Source organism: Bradyrhizobium sp. CSA207 (genome assembly GCF_029051685.1).
GTDB lineage: Bacteria > Pseudomonadota > Alphaproteobacteria > Rhizobiales > Xanthobacteraceae > Bradyrhizobium.
Genome location: NZ_JAACFT010000018.1, coordinates 160,478 through 174,943, shown reverse-complemented (window position 1 = coordinate 174,943; position 14,466 = coordinate 160,478). Strand labels below are relative to the sequence as shown.

16 protein-coding genes are annotated in these 14,466 nt (G+C 64.8%); 5 read left to right on the top strand and 11 right to left on the bottom strand.

The annotated features are described in order from the left end of the window. Positions 1-116: 116 nt before the first annotated feature. Together GWG65_RS21635 and cysS are read right to left on the bottom strand one after the other, a co-directional pair. Complete coding sequence (locus GWG65_RS21635; protein ID WP_275197601.1) at positions 117-608, bottom strand: GNAT family N-acetyltransferase; 492 nt, start codon at positions 606-608, stop codon at positions 117-119. Positions 609-723: 115 nt separating this feature from the next. After that, a complete protein-coding gene (gene cysS / locus GWG65_RS21630; protein ID WP_275197591.1) occupies positions 724-2,106 on the bottom strand; it encodes a cysteine--tRNA ligase in 1,383 nt (460 codons plus the stop codon). 287 nt (positions 2,107-2,393) lie between these two features. On the opposite strand from cysS, the gene GWG65_RS21625 reads away from it, so the two are divergent. Further along, complete coding sequence (locus tag GWG65_RS21625) at positions 2,394-2,699, top strand: hypothetical protein (protein ID WP_275197590.1); 306 nt, start codon at positions 2,394-2,396, stop codon at positions 2,697-2,699. A 176-nt stretch (positions 2,700-2,875) separates the two neighbouring features. Further along, positions 2,876-4,066 (top strand): DUF2865 domain-containing protein, encoded by a 1,191-nt coding sequence (locus GWG65_RS21620; RefSeq protein ID WP_275197589.1) that lies wholly within the window; start codon positions 2,876-2,878, stop codon positions 4,064-4,066. A 151-nt stretch (positions 4,067-4,217) separates the two neighbouring features. Here GWG65_RS21620 and GWG65_RS21615 read toward each other — a convergent pair whose 3' ends face one another. From GWG65_RS21615 to GWG65_RS21605, 3 genes are read right to left on the bottom strand one after another with little or no spacing between them, the layout of a single operon-like run. Next, positions 4,218-5,975, bottom strand: coding sequence for an NAD+ synthase (locus tag GWG65_RS21615; RefSeq protein WP_275197587.1), 1,758 nt, complete (start codon positions 5,973-5,975; stop codon positions 4,218-4,220). Positions 5,976-5,999: 24 nt separating this feature from the next. Next, on the bottom strand, positions 6,000-6,353 hold the full coding sequence (locus GWG65_RS21610; protein ID WP_148743688.1) for a diacylglycerol kinase: 354 nt from the start codon (positions 6,351-6,353) through the stop codon (positions 6,000-6,002). A gap of 4 nt (positions 6,354-6,357) precedes the next feature. After that, positions 6,358-7,746 carry a 3-deoxy-7-phosphoheptulonate synthase class II gene (locus tag GWG65_RS21605; RefSeq protein WP_275197585.1) on the bottom strand — a complete coding sequence of 463 codons (1,389 nt, stop codon included), beginning with the start codon at positions 7,744-7,746 and terminating at the stop codon, positions 6,358-6,360. Between the two features lie 180 nt (positions 7,747-7,926). Between GWG65_RS21605 and GWG65_RS21600 the strand changes: the two genes are divergently transcribed. Then, complete coding sequence (locus GWG65_RS21600) at positions 7,927-8,823, top strand: alpha/beta fold hydrolase (protein WP_275197584.1); 897 nt, start codon at positions 7,927-7,929, stop codon at positions 8,821-8,823. Between the two features lie 6 nt (positions 8,824-8,829). Here the strand turns inward: GWG65_RS21600 and GWG65_RS21595 are convergent, their stop codons facing one another. After that, positions 8,830-9,204 (bottom strand): hypothetical protein, encoded by a 375-nt coding sequence (locus tag GWG65_RS21595; RefSeq protein WP_275197583.1) that lies wholly within the window; start codon positions 9,202-9,204, stop codon positions 8,830-8,832. Positions 9,205-9,228: 24 nt separating this feature from the next. Then, positions 9,229-9,807, bottom strand: coding sequence for a hypothetical protein (locus GWG65_RS21590; RefSeq protein WP_275197582.1), 579 nt, complete (start codon positions 9,805-9,807; stop codon positions 9,229-9,231). Between the two features lie 149 nt (positions 9,808-9,956). On the opposite strand from GWG65_RS21590, the gene GWG65_RS21585 reads away from it, so the two are divergent. Next, positions 9,957-10,895 (top strand): LysR family transcriptional regulator, encoded by a 939-nt coding sequence (locus tag GWG65_RS21585; protein ID WP_275197581.1) that lies wholly within the window; start codon positions 9,957-9,959, stop codon positions 10,893-10,895. 113 nt (positions 10,896-11,008) lie between these two features. Continuing rightward, positions 11,009-11,977, top strand: a complete 969-nt coding sequence (locus tag GWG65_RS21580; protein ID WP_275197579.1) for a helix-turn-helix domain-containing protein — start codon at positions 11,009-11,011, stop codon at positions 11,975-11,977. Between the two features lie 45 nt (positions 11,978-12,022). Here GWG65_RS21580 and GWG65_RS21575 read toward each other — a convergent pair whose 3' ends face one another. From GWG65_RS21575 to GWG65_RS21560, 4 genes are read right to left on the bottom strand one after another with little or no spacing between them, the layout of a single operon-like run. After that, positions 12,023-12,604 (bottom strand): TIGR00645 family protein, encoded by a 582-nt coding sequence (locus GWG65_RS21575; RefSeq protein WP_275197578.1) that lies wholly within the window; start codon positions 12,602-12,604, stop codon positions 12,023-12,025. Positions 12,605-12,651: 47 nt separating this feature from the next. Continuing rightward, entirely contained in the window at positions 12,652-13,290 is a 639-nt protein-coding gene (locus GWG65_RS21570) for a TerC family protein (RefSeq protein WP_275197576.1), read from the bottom strand. Beyond that, on the bottom strand, positions 13,287-13,652 hold the full coding sequence (locus tag GWG65_RS21565; protein ID WP_275197575.1) for a hypothetical protein: 366 nt from the start codon (positions 13,650-13,652) through the stop codon (positions 13,287-13,289). The genes GWG65_RS21570 and GWG65_RS21565 overlap by 4 nt, the downstream gene beginning before the upstream one ends. A gap of 2 nt (positions 13,653-13,654) precedes the next feature. Next, a complete protein-coding gene (locus GWG65_RS21560) occupies positions 13,655-14,119 on the bottom strand; it encodes a TerB family tellurite resistance protein (protein ID WP_275197574.1) in 465 nt (154 codons plus the stop codon). Between the last annotated feature and the right edge of the window lie 347 nt (positions 14,120-14,466).

Sequence of the window (14,466 nt, the reverse complement as noted above, 5' to 3'; positions counted from 1 at the left end):
CGGGAGGGGGGTGCCCCGGGAGAGATGGGAGTTTGTGGCTACCCCCCTCCCCAACCCTCCCCCACAAGGGGGGAGGGAGCGGAGAGGGCATCGCGTGTGGCCAAGACGCTCCTTGCTCATTGCGGTGCTCCGAGCGCTTTCTGCATGGTGGTATTGGCGAGCCACTCGCCTTTGACGGTGACGGTGTTGCGCTGCTTGGCCGTGTAACCGCGCTTGGCGAAAAAGCCCTGTGCGGTGTCGCTGGCATCGACGGTGAGATCCTTGGCACCGCGACCGCCCGCGAGCTTTTCCAGTGCATCCACCAGCATCGTGGCGATGCCCTGCCCGGCCACCGCCGGATGCACATAGAGCATACGGATGTGATCGGTGCCGCGCAGCGAGGCGAAGCCCACGGGCGAGCCTTCCAGCGTCGCGATCAGCGTCAGGTCGGAAGCCAGGCGTGCACCAAACTCCTCGTCCTCCGCCGCCGCCATCCAGGCTTCCTGCTGCGCCTCGCTGTAGTCGTCGCCGGTCAATTCCTCGATGCTGGCTGCGAAGATCGCAGCGAGCACCGGCACGTCATCGGGGAGGAAGGGCCGCAGTGCGGGTTTCGGCAAAGTCTGTCCCATCGTCTTCACCACATCCCATAGAGCTTCAGGGCCAGCGCCACGGCGGCCGCGAGCAACAGGATCTTCAGCGCGATGTAATAGAGCCAGTGCCTCGGGAAAGGCGTGTCGGGCCGCTTCATCGCGCGATCTCCCAGGTCGTCCCGTCCTTGGAATCCTTGATCGTGACACCCATCGCGGCGAGCTCGTCGCGGATCCGATCGGATTCCTTGAAATCCTTGCGGGCACGCGCCGCCGTCCGCTCCGAGATTAGACGTTCGACGTCCTTGGCATCGACGCCGCTCGCCTGCTGCTTGCGGCCTTCCCATTGCGCGGCGCTCTCGGAAAGGAAGCCAAGCAGACGTAAGGACGCCGCCAAACCATTCACATCGCTGCCGCGCAGGCCATGCAGCGCCGCAATCGCGAGCGGCGTGTTGAGATCGTCAAGCAGCGGCTCGAGCACGGATGCGGCCGGCTTGCCGGGCTCGACGTCGGCTGCGGCCCGATACCAGTCGTCGAGCGTCCTGGCGCTCTCCTCCAGCGACTTCATGGTCCAGTCGATCGGCGAATGGTAATGCGTCTTCAGCATATTCAGGCGCAGCACCTCGCCCGGCCAGTCCGCGAGCAGCTCGTGGATGGTGACGAAGTTGCCGAGCGACTTCGACATCTTCTCACCTTCGACCTGGAGGAAGCCGTTGTGCATCCAGTAGTTCGCCATGCGCTCCTGGTGGAAGGCGCAGCAGGTCTGTGCGACCTCGTTCTCGTGGTGCGGAAACACCAGATCGATACCGCCGCCATGAATGTCGAAATATTCGCCGAGATGCTTCCAGGCCATGGCCGAGCACTCGACGTGCCAGCCCGGACGTCCCGGCGCGGCGATGCCGGCCGGCGACGGCCATGACGGCTCGCCTGGCTTCGACGGCTTCCACAGCACGAAGTCGGTGGCGTCGCGCTTGTAGGGCGCGACGTCGACGCGGGCACCGGCAATCATCTCGTCCAGCGAACGCTTTGAGAGCGCACCATAACGCGGCAGCGTGGAATTCGCCGCGTTCATGGCCTGCGGCGAGAACAGCACGTGGTCCTCGGCAACGTAGGCGAAGCCTCCGGCGACGAGCCGCTCGATGATCTCGCGCATCTCGCCGATATGCTCGGTCGCGCGCGGCTCGACACTGGGCCTGAGCGCGCCGAGCGCATCGACGTCGGCGTGAAACTGCTTGCCAGTCTGCTCGGTGACTTTGCGGATCGCCTCGTTCAGCGGCAGGCCGGGGAAATCGCGTGCGGCGCGGTCGTTGATCTTGTCGTCGACGTCGGTGATGTTGCGGACATATTTGACGTGCGCCTCGCCATAGAGATGGCGCAGCAGCCGAAACAGCACGTCGAACACGATTACCGGCCGCGCATTGCCGATATGGGCGAAGTCATAGACCGTCGGTCCGCAGACATACATGCGGACATTGTTCGCATCCAGCGGCACGAAGGTGCGCTTTTCCCGGCTCAGCGTGTCGTAAAGACGCAATTCCATGACAACCCATCCCTCTCGGCCGGGCGTCCAGTGCTCTCAATGGTTTTGAGAAAAGACGGCTCCAGCCAGCGAATCGCTAGCTCGTAATCTCGCGGCAAATGCCACAAATGGCGAGGAGACCGTTCATGCGGAACATATGGGCCACCAAGGGCCCTTGCGTCAAGAGAGCCGCGAAAAAGCCGCTTTGTCTCCGCAAAGCGCGCCCGCCCCGTCATGATGGTTCATCATCATTAACCTTTTGAGTTTATTCGGAAGCTGGCGGTTCCCTTAAACCCCGGTGCTCCCCCATGCGATCCCTGTTCGCGCTCGTCTCCTGCGCCGCCCTCGTCGCGGCATCCAGCGCATTGGCCGAGACCCGCGTCTTCATCATCGCCAACCAGGCAGATGGATACGGGGTCGACCAGTGCCTGGCCAAGGGCGAAAAATGCGGCGCGCAGGTCGCGCGCACCTACTGCCAGTCGCGGGATTTTGCCCAGGCCTCGGCCTTTCGCCGGGTCGATCCCGATGAAATTACCGGCTCTGTCCCCAAATCCGGCGCAAACTGCTCCCATGGCCATTGCGACGAATATGTCGCAATCACCTGTCAGCGCTGAATTCTCTCGGAGCTGGCGGACCTTAGGCCCAATCTTTGGCCCTTGAAACGACGTGACGATGCCGCAGGAAGCGGCTATTGGAGGGCGCGCTTCGGCCCCCCAAGTCACTTCGGCCCAAGTCACTTCGGCCCCAAGTCACTTCGGCTTCCAAGTCATTGGGCCGTGACCTCGCTAGAATGGCGGATATGCCTGAATTTTTGTCCCTGCCCCGTCCTCGCTTCGTCCTTGCCTGCACCGTGCTCTTGAGCGCAGCCGTGCTCGCCACCGGCGCTTTCGCGCAGGCCGGCCCGCCCGGACCGCCGCCGCAGCCCGCTCAAAACGGACTTGGGCCGAATCCGATGTGCTCACGGCTGGAAGGCCAGCTGGCCGCACTCGATCGTGGCGGCAGCGGCGACCCCGCGCGCGAAGACCAGATCCGCCGCTACCAGGATTCCCAGGCCAAGCAACAGGCCGAGCTCGACCGCGTCACCATGCAGGCCAAGCGCATGGGCTGCGATTCCTCCGGCTTCTTCTCGCTGTTCAACGGCCAGTCGGCGCAGTGCGGCCCGGTCAACACCCAGATCCAGCAGATGCGCGCCAACCTGGACCAGATCACCGGCAATCTCGAACGCCTGCGCGGCGGCGGCCCCGGCGGCTTCAGTCCGGAGCGCGACAGTCAGCGTCGCTCGGTGCTGGTCGCGCTCGCGCAGAACAATTGCGGCCCGCAATACGCCAACGCCGCGCAGCCGCAGGGCGGCAACTTCCTGAGCAATCTGTTCGGCGGCAACAACGCCAACAATCCGCAAGGCGTCCCGCCAGCCGATCTCGGCCCGCAATCCGGTACCTACCGTACCGTGTGCGTGCGCACCTGCGACGGCGCCTATTTCCCGGTCTCGTTCGCGACCGTGCCGGCCCGCTTCCCCGACGACGAGAAAACCTGCAAGGCGCTGTGCCCGGCGGCTGACGCCTCCCTCTATACCTATCGCAATCCCGGCGAGGACATGAACTCGGCGGTCTCCGTCAGCGGCCAGCCCTACACGGCGCTGCCGACCGCGTTCAAATTCCGCAGTGAGTTCAATCCGTCCTGCTCCTGCAAGGCCGCGGGCCAGAGCTGGGCCGACGCGCTGAAATCGGTCGACGACAAGGCCGCCGCCGAGCAGCAGGGCGATATCATCGTCACCGAGGAGAGCGCCAAGAAGATGCAGCAGCGTCAGCTCACCAAGGGCGCGCCTGCCAGCAATGGCAAGAAGGGCGCTGCTCCGGTGCCGCCGACCGCCAACGCGCCGGCCGCAACACCGCCTGCGGATACGGGCACGGCCACGACGTCCTCCGAGAACAAGCCGATCCGTTCGGTCGGACCGAGCTTCCTGCCGCAGCAGCAGAAGTAGACCGCTCAGCATACAACTGTCATGCCCCGCGAAGGCGGGGCATCCAGTACTCCGTGTCATCAATTGGTTTTCGACAACGTCCGCCGCGGCGTACTGGATAATGACACCGCGATGTGTGGCGACAGCGTCCGTCAACAAGCCGCGTTAACCTCTACCCCTCGAACGCGTCGATCGAGGCCTGGTTGCCGCGCGAAACCAGCGTCTCATCCGGCGCGGGCAGCGGCTCGCCGCTGTCGCGAAAGCGATTGGTGATGGGATAGCGCCGGTCGCGGCCGAAATTCCTGGCCGTCACCTTCACGCCGGGCGCGGCCTGGCGGCGCTTGTATTCGGCGACGTTGAGGAGATGATCGATGCGCACCACGGTGTCGCGGTCGAAGCCGGCGGCGATGATCCGGTCGAGCGGCTCTTCGCGCTCGATCAGACGCACGAGGATGGCATCGAGCACGTCGTAGGGCGGCAGCGAATCCTGATCGGTCTGGTTCTCGCGCAGCTCCGCCGTCGGCGGGCGCGTGATGATGTCGGGCGGGATGACCTCGCCCGCAGGCCCGAGCGCGCCCTCGGGCTTCCATGTATTGCGCAACGCCGCCAGCCGAAACACCTGCGTCTTGTAGATGTCCTTGATCGGATTGAAGCCGCCGTTCATGTCGCCATAGAGCGTGGCATAGCCGACCGACATCTCCGACTTGTTGCCGGTGGTCACCACCATCAGCCCGGTCTTGTTGGAGATCGCCATCAAGAGCGTGCCGCGGGTGCGGGCCTGGAGATTTTCCTCGGTGATGTCACGCGGCAGGTTCTTGAAGACGCCTTCGAGGATGGCCTCGAACCCGTTCACTGCTTCGGCGATCGGCAGGACTTCGTAGCGGATGCCGAGATGGCCGGCGAGTTCGCCGGCGTCCGCGATCGAGCTCGGCGCGGTGTAGAGATAAGGCAACATCACGCCGTGGACCTGGTCGGCTCCGAGCGCATCGACCGCGATCGCTGCGCAAAGTGCGGAATCGATGCCGCCGGAGATGCCGAGCAGCACGCCGGGAAAGCCGTTCTTGGCGACGTAGTCGCGCAAGCCAAGTACGCAGGCCGCGTAATCGGCGTGGTCGCCTTCGGGCTGCGCGGCGATCGGGCCGGTGCAGCGCCAGTCGGCGCCACTCCGAGTGAAGCGCAACGTGGTGATGCTTTCCTCGAATGCCGGCAGTTGCGCAGCGAGCGAGAGGTCGCCGTTGAGCGCGAAGGAGGCGCCGTCGAACACCAGCTCGTCCTGGCCGCCGATCTGGTTGAGATAGACCAGCGGCAAGCCGCTCTCCGTCGCCCGCGCCACCGCCACCGACAGGCGCACGTCGTTCTTGTCGCGGGCGTAGGGCGAGCCGTTCGGCACCAAAATGATCTCGGCACCGGTCTCGGCCAGCGTCTCGACCACGTTCTCGTAGTCCTCGGACTCTTCCAGCCAGATATCCTCGCAGATCGGCACGCCGATGCGTAACCCGCGCACGGTGACCGGGCCGGCCGCCGGTCCGCGCGCAAACAGCCGCTTCTCGTCGAACACGCCATAGTTCGGCAGATTGCACTTGAAGCGCAAGCTCGCGATGCGCCCACCATCCAGCAGCGCGCAGGCATTGTAGAGCCTGTCGTCCTCGACCCAGGGCGTGCCGACCAGCATGGCCGGGCCGCCATCGGCGGTCTCGCGCGCAAGCGCCTCGATCGCGGCGCGGCAGGCGGCCTGGAAAGCCGGCTTCTGCACCAGGTCTTCCGGCGGATAGCCGGCGATGAACAATTCCGGAAACAGCACGAGATCGGCGCCGTCGGCTTTGGCTTGTGCCCGCGCCGCCCGCGCCTTCGCGGCATTGCCCGCGATGTCGCCCACGACCGGATTGAGCTGGGCGAGCGTGACCGCGAATTCGTTGAGACGTTCAGTCATGGCCGCCTTTACTCGATCCAATGGCTAGACGAAACCCAACCGCTCGACGAGCGCAAAAATCCAGAAAGCGCCGGCCATCAGGAGCGCGACGCCGACCGCGGCTGAGCCCATGTCCTTGACGCGGCCGATCTGCTTGTCGTGATCCATGGTCAGGCGGTCGGCGAGTTTTTCGATCGCGGTGTTGAGCAGCTCGACCACCAGCACGAAGGCGACCGCACAGACCAGCTCGATCGCGCGCATCGCGGTCGCACTGATGAACCAGGCCAGCGGCAACGACAAGAGGAGCGCAAAAATCTCCTCGCGGATGGCCTGCTCCGAGCGGAACGCAAAAGCCAGACCGTTGCGGGAGTTGATCGTGGCCTTCCAGATCCGCAGCAAGATCTTAGAGCCCCGCTGCGGCCGGCATCGGCCGGACTTTGCCGGCGCGTTCCTGCTTGAGCAGCTCCGCGACCAGGAAAGCCATGTCGATGGATTGCTCGGCGTTGAGGCGGGGATCGCAGACCGTGTGGTAGCGGTCGTTGAGATCCTCGTCCGTGATCGCGCGGGCGCCGCCGAGGCATTCGGTGACGTCCTGGCCGGTCATCTCCAGATGCACGCCGCCGGCATGGGTGCCTTCGGCGGCATGGATCGTGAAGAACGACTTCACCTCCGAAAGGATACGGTCGAACGGCCGCGTCTTGTAGCCCGACGTGGAGGTGATGGTGTTGCCGTGCATGGGGTCGCACGACCAGACCACGACCCTGCCCTCGCGCTTCACCGCGCGGATCAGGTTCGGCAGATGCTCGCCGACCTTATCAGAGCCGAAACGGCCGATCAGGGTCAGCCGGCCCGGCTCGTTGTCGGGGTTGAGCACGTCGATCAGCTTCAACAGCTCGTCGGCCTTCAGCGACGGTCCGCACTTCAGCCCGATCGGATTCTTGATGCCGCGGAAATACTCTATATGGCCGTGGTCGAGCTGGCGGGTGCGGTCGCCGATCCAGATCATATGGCCCGATGTCGCGTACCAGTCGCCGGTCGTGGAATCGACCCGGGTCATGGCCTGCTCGTAGCCGAGCAGCAGCGCCTCGTGGCTGGTATAGAAATCGGTGGCGCGCAGCTCGGGATGGCTCTCCAGATTGAGGCCGCAGGCCTGCATGAAGTTCAGCGCGTCCGAGATGCGGTCCGCCAATTCCTTGTAGCGGCGGGACTGCGGCGAATCCTTCAGGAAGCCCAGCATCCACTGATGCACGCTGCCGAGATTGGCGAAGCCGCCGGTGGCGAAGGCGCGGAGCAGGTTCAGCGTCGCGGCCGACTGGCGATAGGCCATCAGCTGGCGCTGCGGATCCGGCACGCGCGCCTCCTTGGTGAAGGCGATGTCGTTGACGATGTCGCCGCGATAGCTCGGCAACTCGATGCCGTCGATCTTCTCCGTCGGCGAGGAGCGCGGCTTGGCGAACTGGCCGGCGATACGGCCGACCTTCACCACCGGCACCGCGCCGGCATAGGTCAGCACCACAGCCATCTGGAGCAGCACGCGGAAGAAGTCGCGGATGTTGTTGGCGCCGTGCTCGGCAAAGCTTTCGGCGCAATCGCCGCCCTGGAGCAGGAAGGCTTCGCCGGCCGCCACCCGCGCCAGCGATTTCTTCAGATTGCGCGCCTCGCCCGCGAACACCAGCGGAGGAAAGGTCGCAAGCTGCGCCTCGACGTCGGCCAGGGCCTTGGCGTCGGGATAGTCCGGCACCTGTAGCACCGGCTTGCTGCGCCAGGACTCGGGCGTCCACCGCTCGGACATCGCAATCTCTCCGTAAAGCGAAAAGTACAACCTGATCTGTGGGTTGCGAGGGCCGCCTTATACACAGGCTGGCCACCGGCCGCCAGTTGTAAATCCGTTTCGCACTGCAAACCCTTGCGGGGAAAGCTGAATTCGCATTTGCTGGCGCCAGAGGAAACTCGGGAAGGACAATCGATGCCCATGGACGCCGCAAGCGACGACGTTTTCATCGATGAGATCAGCTTTCCCGCCACCGACGGGTATGCGCTGACCGGCACGCTGTTCCTGCCGCGCGGCACCAAGCGCCATGCCGTCCTGATCAACTCCGCCACCGCCGTCCCGCGAAAAATCTATCGCGGCTTTGCCTCCTACCTCGCCCATCGCGGCTGCGCGGTGCTGACCTATGACTACCGCGGCATCGGCGACTCCCGGCAGCCGGCGATGGTCGGTTACAACCAGCCAAAATCGCTGGTCGGCTTCAAGGCCTCGATGTCCGACTGGGCCGCCCTCGACGTCGCCGCTGCGGTGCGCTGGATGCGCGAGCGGTACAACACCCTGCCCCTTGCCTACGTCGGCCATTCCTTCGGCGGCCAGGCGCTCGGGCTGCTCGCGAACAACACCGAGATCTCTCGCGCCATACTGCTGGCCTCGCAGGCCGCGACCTGGCGGCTGATGACATCGCCGGAGAAATACCGCGTCTACACCTTCATGAATTTCATCGGCGTGCCGCTCGCCCACGCGCTCGGCTACGCGCCGGGCTGGGCCGGCATCGGCGAGGACCTGCCCAAGGGCGTATTCCTGCAATGGGCCGAGTGGGTTTCGAGCCCGCGCTATCTCTTCGATTCAAAGCTGCCGGCGCTGGAAAACTTCGCGAAGTACAAGGGCGAGTTGCGCGCGCTGTGCTTCTCCGACGATCCCTGGGCGACGCGGCCTGCGGTCGAGCTGCTCACCGGCGGCTTCACCGCGATCAAGCCGGAGGTGCTGACGGTCAAACCGTCCGAGGTTGGCGCCAAGGCGATCGGCCATTTTGGATTCTTCCGCCCCGAGCACCGCGACACGCTGTGGCGCGGCGTGGCGGAATGGATGCAGAGGGAGTAAGCCTGTTTAACGAATGATCGTCGTCAGCGACGAGTAACGCCTGTTCGGCTTGGCTTCGCTGGGCGTGAACTGCGCAAAGGCGTCGCTGACGCGCACCGCCGGCGGCGTATTGCTTGCGAAACGAAATTCCTTCGGCCGCGGCGCATAGAAGGCGCTGCTGTAATAGACATCGTCGAAACGCGCCTCGCCGTGGCCGAACACTGCGTCGCAGGCGAACAGAAGCGCGTAGACCCCTGCCACCGCGACGACAATCTCTTTGAAAATAGACATGCGGATGCCCCACCCTTTTCGGGAAGGATGCATGCCGGTTCCAAAGCCGAGGTTTAAGGCGGCGCGATTGTTGTCTGCAGGGTTTGCCGCCGCTGAGCGGATTGCCGACAATTTTATCGATCAGCCGGCGTCCAGTCAGATCGCCGGCTCGTCCTTCAGTGCGGCGATGACCTGCTCGCCCTGCGCGGTCAGGCGATAGGTCACCATGGGACGGCTCGACGGCGGCTTGCGGGCGACTTCGACGATGTAGCCGCGCACCATCAGGGCTTCGAAGCTGCCGTAGTAGCCGAACATGCTGATCTGGTTCTGCTTGAGCACCTTGAATTCGCGCAGCAGACTGATCTCGTTGCCAGAGAGCAGCGACCTTCGGACGCGCTCGACGAACCGCGCGCGCTGGTCGAACCATGCCTGGTCGGGCAGCTCGCGCGAAGCTGGCGCAGGGTCCCGTTCGCACGGACGCATTTCGGCGGAGACATCGGCCGGGACCGGCGGCAGGCATGGGATGCTGCTGCCGACCGTCGCTTTTGCGACATCGAGCAAAGCAATGGGCCAGCGCCTCTTGTTGTCCACCATGACCGGCGGCGGCACGACGGTGTCGCGCACCAATTGCTCGAAGCGGCCGGCAGTCACGCCGACATAGGCAGCCGCGCGCCGACGGTCGACCAGACGGGTGTCCGGCCCCTGCTCCAGCTCGCTGGCGATGTTCTCGTTCACCCCGATCGTCCCTGGCGCGTCGTTGCGCTGGCTTGGCGCCCCCGCCAGACCGCGCGGAAACCTAGCGGGGACCAGTGTTCTCGAAAAGCACAGAATTTCGTACATATTGATGCCGTTTCGGCAGCAGCTATAGTTCGGCCGGGGGCCCCATGCGATTTCACTCACCGTCCATCCAGTATTTCCATGCGGTCCGCCGCACCGGCTCGATCCGGGCAGCCGCGCGGGTGCTGAACGTCGCCTCCTCCGCGGTCAGCCGCCAAATTCTCAAGCTGGAGCAAGAGGTTGGATCGCCCTTATTCGAACGCAACGCGCGCGGCCTGACCTTGACGACGGTCGGCGAGATGCTGGCCCGGCACGTCATGAACGTGCTCCAGGACCTCGACCGCTTTCGTTCGGACGTGCAGTCGCTGTCCGGTACGTGGCATGGCACCGTCAGCATCGCCTGCATCGAGTCGCTCACCGAATCGGTGCTGCCGGACTTGATCGCCTCGCATCGCGGCCGCGCCCGCCGCGTCAGCTTCACCACCGAGGTGAAGGGATCGTCGGACGTGCTGGAAGCCTTGAGCCGCGGTGAAGCCGATATCGGCATTGCCATGGCACTGCGGCATCCACCCGACTTGCGGCAGGCTGCGCTGAAGCGCTTCCGGCTTGGCGCGGTGGTCGCGCGCGAGCATCCGCTGGCGCGCCGCAAAACGGTCACGCTGGCGCAATGCTTTGCCTTTCCGGTCATTCATGCGCTGCCGGAGCTGTCAATCTATCACCTGCTCCAGCCGCTGATCGCGCAGCTGCCTGAGACGCCCGAACCTGCGATCCAGGTCAATTCGATCGACCTGATGCGCGAACTCGCCGCGCGCGGGGTCGGCGTTGCATTCCAGACCCAGCTCGGTATCGGCCGGCTGTCGCGCGAGGGCCAGCTTGTCTTCCTGCCGCTCGACAATGCCGGCAGCCCGGTGTGGTCGGATCTCGGCATCTATGTCCGCGCCGAACGCACCCTGCCCGCCTACACCGAGTCCTTTCTCCAGGAGCTGGTGCGTGAGCTCGGCGAACGCGAGCGGCGGGAGAACGCGGCCTATCCGCACGTTGCGTGATCAAGCGTCGCCGAACCGGCAGTAGTTATCCGGAATATGGCTGGTGGCAGGCCATCTGATACTTGTCGTGGATTGAGCCCGCCAACCCAGACCACCACCTCTAGGATTCCGCAATGCCGCTGCATCGGCTGAAGCCTTCGCGCGTGCTCGGCATCGAGCGCTTCTCGGACTTCGGCCAATTTCGTGCCAACGAGGTGCTCGGCCTCGGCACCAGCACGCCGCTTCGCCCGCGAGATTTCTGCTTGTCCCGCGCCATCCTGCCGCTCCAGGACGGGCTGTTCGTGCTTCAGCGCGCCTTTGCCCGCCGGCTCGACGTCGATGTCGGCACCGACCATGGCGTCGGCCTCGTGGTCCCGTTCTGCTTTCACTCGATCAGCAACGGCCGCGAGATCGACAATTCGACCGTGGGTGTCGTACGCGGCAAGGTCCCCATCAAATCTGTCGAGGAGCATCCCAACACCTACCTGATGATGCGCTTCAACTCGGACATGCGTCATCGCGGCTGGGCGGACTACGACAGCGGACTCGGATTCTTCCGGCCGCATGACGAAACGATGGCACGCCTGCGCGCCACGATCCTGAACATGTTTTGCCTGGCCGCTGAAGGCAACGATCCCCGGCAGTTCGAAGCGCTCAACCGCCCGATCCAGGAGACGCTGCTCGCCTGCCTCGACGCAACACTCGTGCCGGCCGACACGCTGGCCGCGCGACGCGGCTCATTCGACAAGCACCGCAGGCTGATCGCGCGTCTCGACGAAGTGGTCGCGCTGTTCGGCAGCAAGCCGCTCTACAGCGACGATCTCGCCAGCGCGCTCGGCATATCCGTGCGCACGCTCCAGACGGCGGCGCGCGCGGTGCATGGCGTCAGCCTGCATCACTATCTGCGGCTCAAGCGTTTATGGTCGGTTCGCACGCAGCTGATGACCGGAGGCAGTGGACTGACCATCAAGGCCGCGGCGCTCGCGAACGGCTTCTGGCACATGGGCGAATTTTCGAAGGTCTACAAGACGATGTTCGGCGAGATGCCGTCCGAGACGCTGGCAAACGCCCGATATTTTGCGGACGCCACACTTCGCTTCTGACCCGGCGCGACGACGATTCCCGCCAATCCCGTCGTGCTCCAGCGCTCAGCCGTGGCCGGCCTTGCGCTGCCCGCTCTCGCTGATGCGGTCGACCCAGGCGATGCCGACCGCGGAGATGATGAAGGTCAGGTGGATCAGCACCTGCCACATCACGCCGGTCTCGGTAAAATTGCTGCGCGTCGTGCCGAGATTCCCCGCTTCGATGAAGGTCCTGAGCAGCGAGATCGAGGAAATGCCGATGATGGCCATCGCGAGCTTGATCTTGAGCACGCTCGCATTGACGTGGCTCAGCCATTCCGGCTCGTCCGGATGGCCGCTCAGGTTCAGGCGCGAAACGAACGTTTCGTAGCCGCCCACGATCACCATGACCAGCAGGTTCGAGATCATGACGACGTCGATCAGCCCGAGCACGACCAGCATGATCTGCTGCTCGCTGGCGTCGAACGAGTGCGCGACCAGATGCCAGAGCTCTTTCAGGAATAGCAGCACATAGACGGCTTGTGCGACGATGAGGCCGACATAGAGCGGCACTTGCAGCCAGCGCGAGCCGAAGATGAGTTGGGCAAACGGCCCGATCTGCGGCGGCGGGGCCGAGAGCGCCGAAGGTGCTTTGGGTTCAGACGTCATTGATCACTCCGGATTGCGGACAGAAGACGCGCGTCCAAGATCTGGCTTTAGAGACTCGCGATGACCGGCGCGAGCTCGAGCGAGCCGCGATAGATCATCTCGAAGGCGACGTAAACGATGATGGCGAGGCCGACATAGGCGATCCAACGCTGCTTCTGGAGCACGCGGCCGAGCAGATCGGCGGCAACGCCCATCATCGCGACCGACAGTAGCAGGCCGAAGACGAGGATGTAGGGATGCTCGCGCGCGGCGCCGGCGACCGCGAGCACGTTGTCGAGCGACATCGAGACGTCGGCGGCGACAATCTGTGCCGCCGCCTGGCCGAAGGTTTTTCGCGGCGCCGCCGCAGCGCTTGCGCCGCCGCCGTGACTGAACGCGAGTTCGCTCCTGTGCGCGGCCTGCTGGCGCAGCTCGCGCCACATCTTCCAGCACACCCACAGCAGCAGCACGCCGCCGGCGAGCAGCAGGCCGATCACCTGCAAGAGCTGGGTCGCGACCCCGGCAAAGACGATGCGGAGCGCAGTGGCGGCTATGATGCCGACGATGATGGCGCGTGTGCGCTGCTCGGCCGGCAGTCCGGCTGCGGCAAGGCCGATGACGACCGCGTTGTCGCCGGCCAGCACGAGGTCGATCAGGACGACCTGAAGCAGCGCGCTCAGGGCGTCAGCGGTGATGAATTCAGTCATGATTGATCAGTTTTGGATGGGGACGGATCGAGCCAATGCGGCTTGCGTCGCTCGATCCAGTCGAAGACCTTTGAACGGGACGAGCGCAGCGCAGGCACGTCTTCGGCGAGCAGCGCAAGCCCAAGCGGCAGCATCCAGATGCCGAGCACCGGCAGGAAAGAGAGCACACCGCCGACGATGAGCAGCGCGCCGGAGGGAATCCTGACCCAGCGGCTGGACGGCTTCAGCAGATAAGTGACGATACTGGCGAGACGGGGCGGCAGCCGATGGACGAGCGCATCGAGCCGCGGGTCGTCGCCGCCGGCTGGCTCGCCGGCAGCGCCTTGGGAAGCCGTCGATGGTACGTCCGGAGCTACGCTCATGCTTATTCCTCTGCGACGGCACGCCGTTCGGCGCGCGCATTTGAGACGACCGGCTTTGCGCGCGGCAGCACCAGCGTCAGAAGGCGCAGCAGCTTGATTGCCTGCACTTCGTGGGGATGCACATCCTCGTCCGCCGCCGCGACGCGTTCCGACAGGTCCATCAGATGCGTCGCGAGCGGCAGGTCCGAGACCGGCCGCAGCGTGTCGATCACCACATTGGCAAAGTCCGGCTCCTCGAGCCGTTCCGCCAGTTCATCAAAAATTGCGAACAGCCGGTCGTCGGTGATGTGCGGCGCTAGTTTGCGATCCCTGACGAAGCGGATCACCTCGTCGCGCTCGACCGGCGAGACCCGCCGGTCGGCCACTGCGACAAGCGCACCGGCGATCACCAGCGCCGCCGCAGCCTGCTCGTTGAGGCTCGACGGTTCGGTGATCTCGATCGGGTTTGATTGGTTGGCGTCAGACATCGTTGCTCCCTTATCTCTTGCGCAAATGGCCGCGCGGAGCTGCGATGGGGACGATTTGGTCGGAGAAACAGGGTAGGCCCGACGATCGGCCGATCCATCGCATTCGCGCGGGACAGGTCATCCGACATCACGAGGTTTGCCGAAATCGTCGGCGGCCTCGCCAGAGGGGCCCGGATTCTTGTTCTCCTCACAAATAAAGAAGGGTCTGTCGGAATCAAGGCGGCCACAGTGCGACCAGCGGCCGCATCGGTTCCATGTTGCCGTGTGCGAGCGCGGCAGCTCGACGGCGCCGTCCGTTCGACCCGTCATCCTGGGACGCTCGAACTGAAGCAATCTACCTCACCCGC

Bases quoted from the DNA above. Each gene is read 5' to 3' on its own strand.
- GWG65_RS21570 (WP_275197576.1), bottom strand. From the start codon at position 13,290: ATGACTGAATTCATCACCGCTGACGCCCTGAGCGCGCTGCTTCAGGTC.
- GWG65_RS21605 (WP_275197585.1), bottom strand. From the start codon at position 7,746: ATGTCCGAGCGGTGGACGCCCGAGTCCTGGCGCAGCAAGCCGGTGCTA.
- cysS (WP_275197591.1), bottom strand. From the start codon at position 2,106: ATGGAATTGCGTCTTTACGACACGCTGAGCCGGGAAAAGCGCACCTTC.
- GWG65_RS21560 (WP_275197574.1), bottom strand. From the start codon at position 14,119: ATGTCTGACGCCAACCAATCAAACCCGATCGAGATCACCGAACCGTCG.
- GWG65_RS21625 (WP_275197590.1), top strand. From the start codon at position 2,394: ATGCGATCCCTGTTCGCGCTCGTCTCCTGCGCCGCCCTCGTCGCGGCA.
- GWG65_RS21615 (WP_275197587.1), bottom strand. From the start codon at position 5,975: ATGACTGAACGTCTCAACGAATTCGCGGTCACGCTCGCCCAGCTCAAT.
- GWG65_RS21585 (WP_275197581.1), top strand. From the start codon at position 9,957: ATGCGATTTCACTCACCGTCCATCCAGTATTTCCATGCGGTCCGCCGC.
- GWG65_RS21580 (WP_275197579.1), top strand. From the start codon at position 11,009: ATGCCGCTGCATCGGCTGAAGCCTTCGCGCGTGCTCGGCATCGAGCGC.
- GWG65_RS21600 (WP_275197584.1), top strand. From the start codon at position 7,927: ATGGACGCCGCAAGCGACGACGTTTTCATCGATGAGATCAGCTTTCCC.
- GWG65_RS21575 (WP_275197578.1), bottom strand. From the start codon at position 12,604: ATGACGTCTGAACCCAAAGCACCTTCGGCGCTCTCGGCCCCGCCGCCG.
- GWG65_RS21565 (WP_275197575.1), bottom strand. From the start codon at position 13,652: ATGAGCGTAGCTCCGGACGTACCATCGACGGCTTCCCAAGGCGCTGCC.
- GWG65_RS21635 (WP_275197601.1), bottom strand. From the start codon at position 608: ATGGGACAGACTTTGCCGAAACCCGCACTGCGGCCCTTCCTCCCCGAT.
- GWG65_RS21620 (WP_275197589.1), top strand. From the start codon at position 2,876: ATGGCGGATATGCCTGAATTTTTGTCCCTGCCCCGTCCTCGCTTCGTC.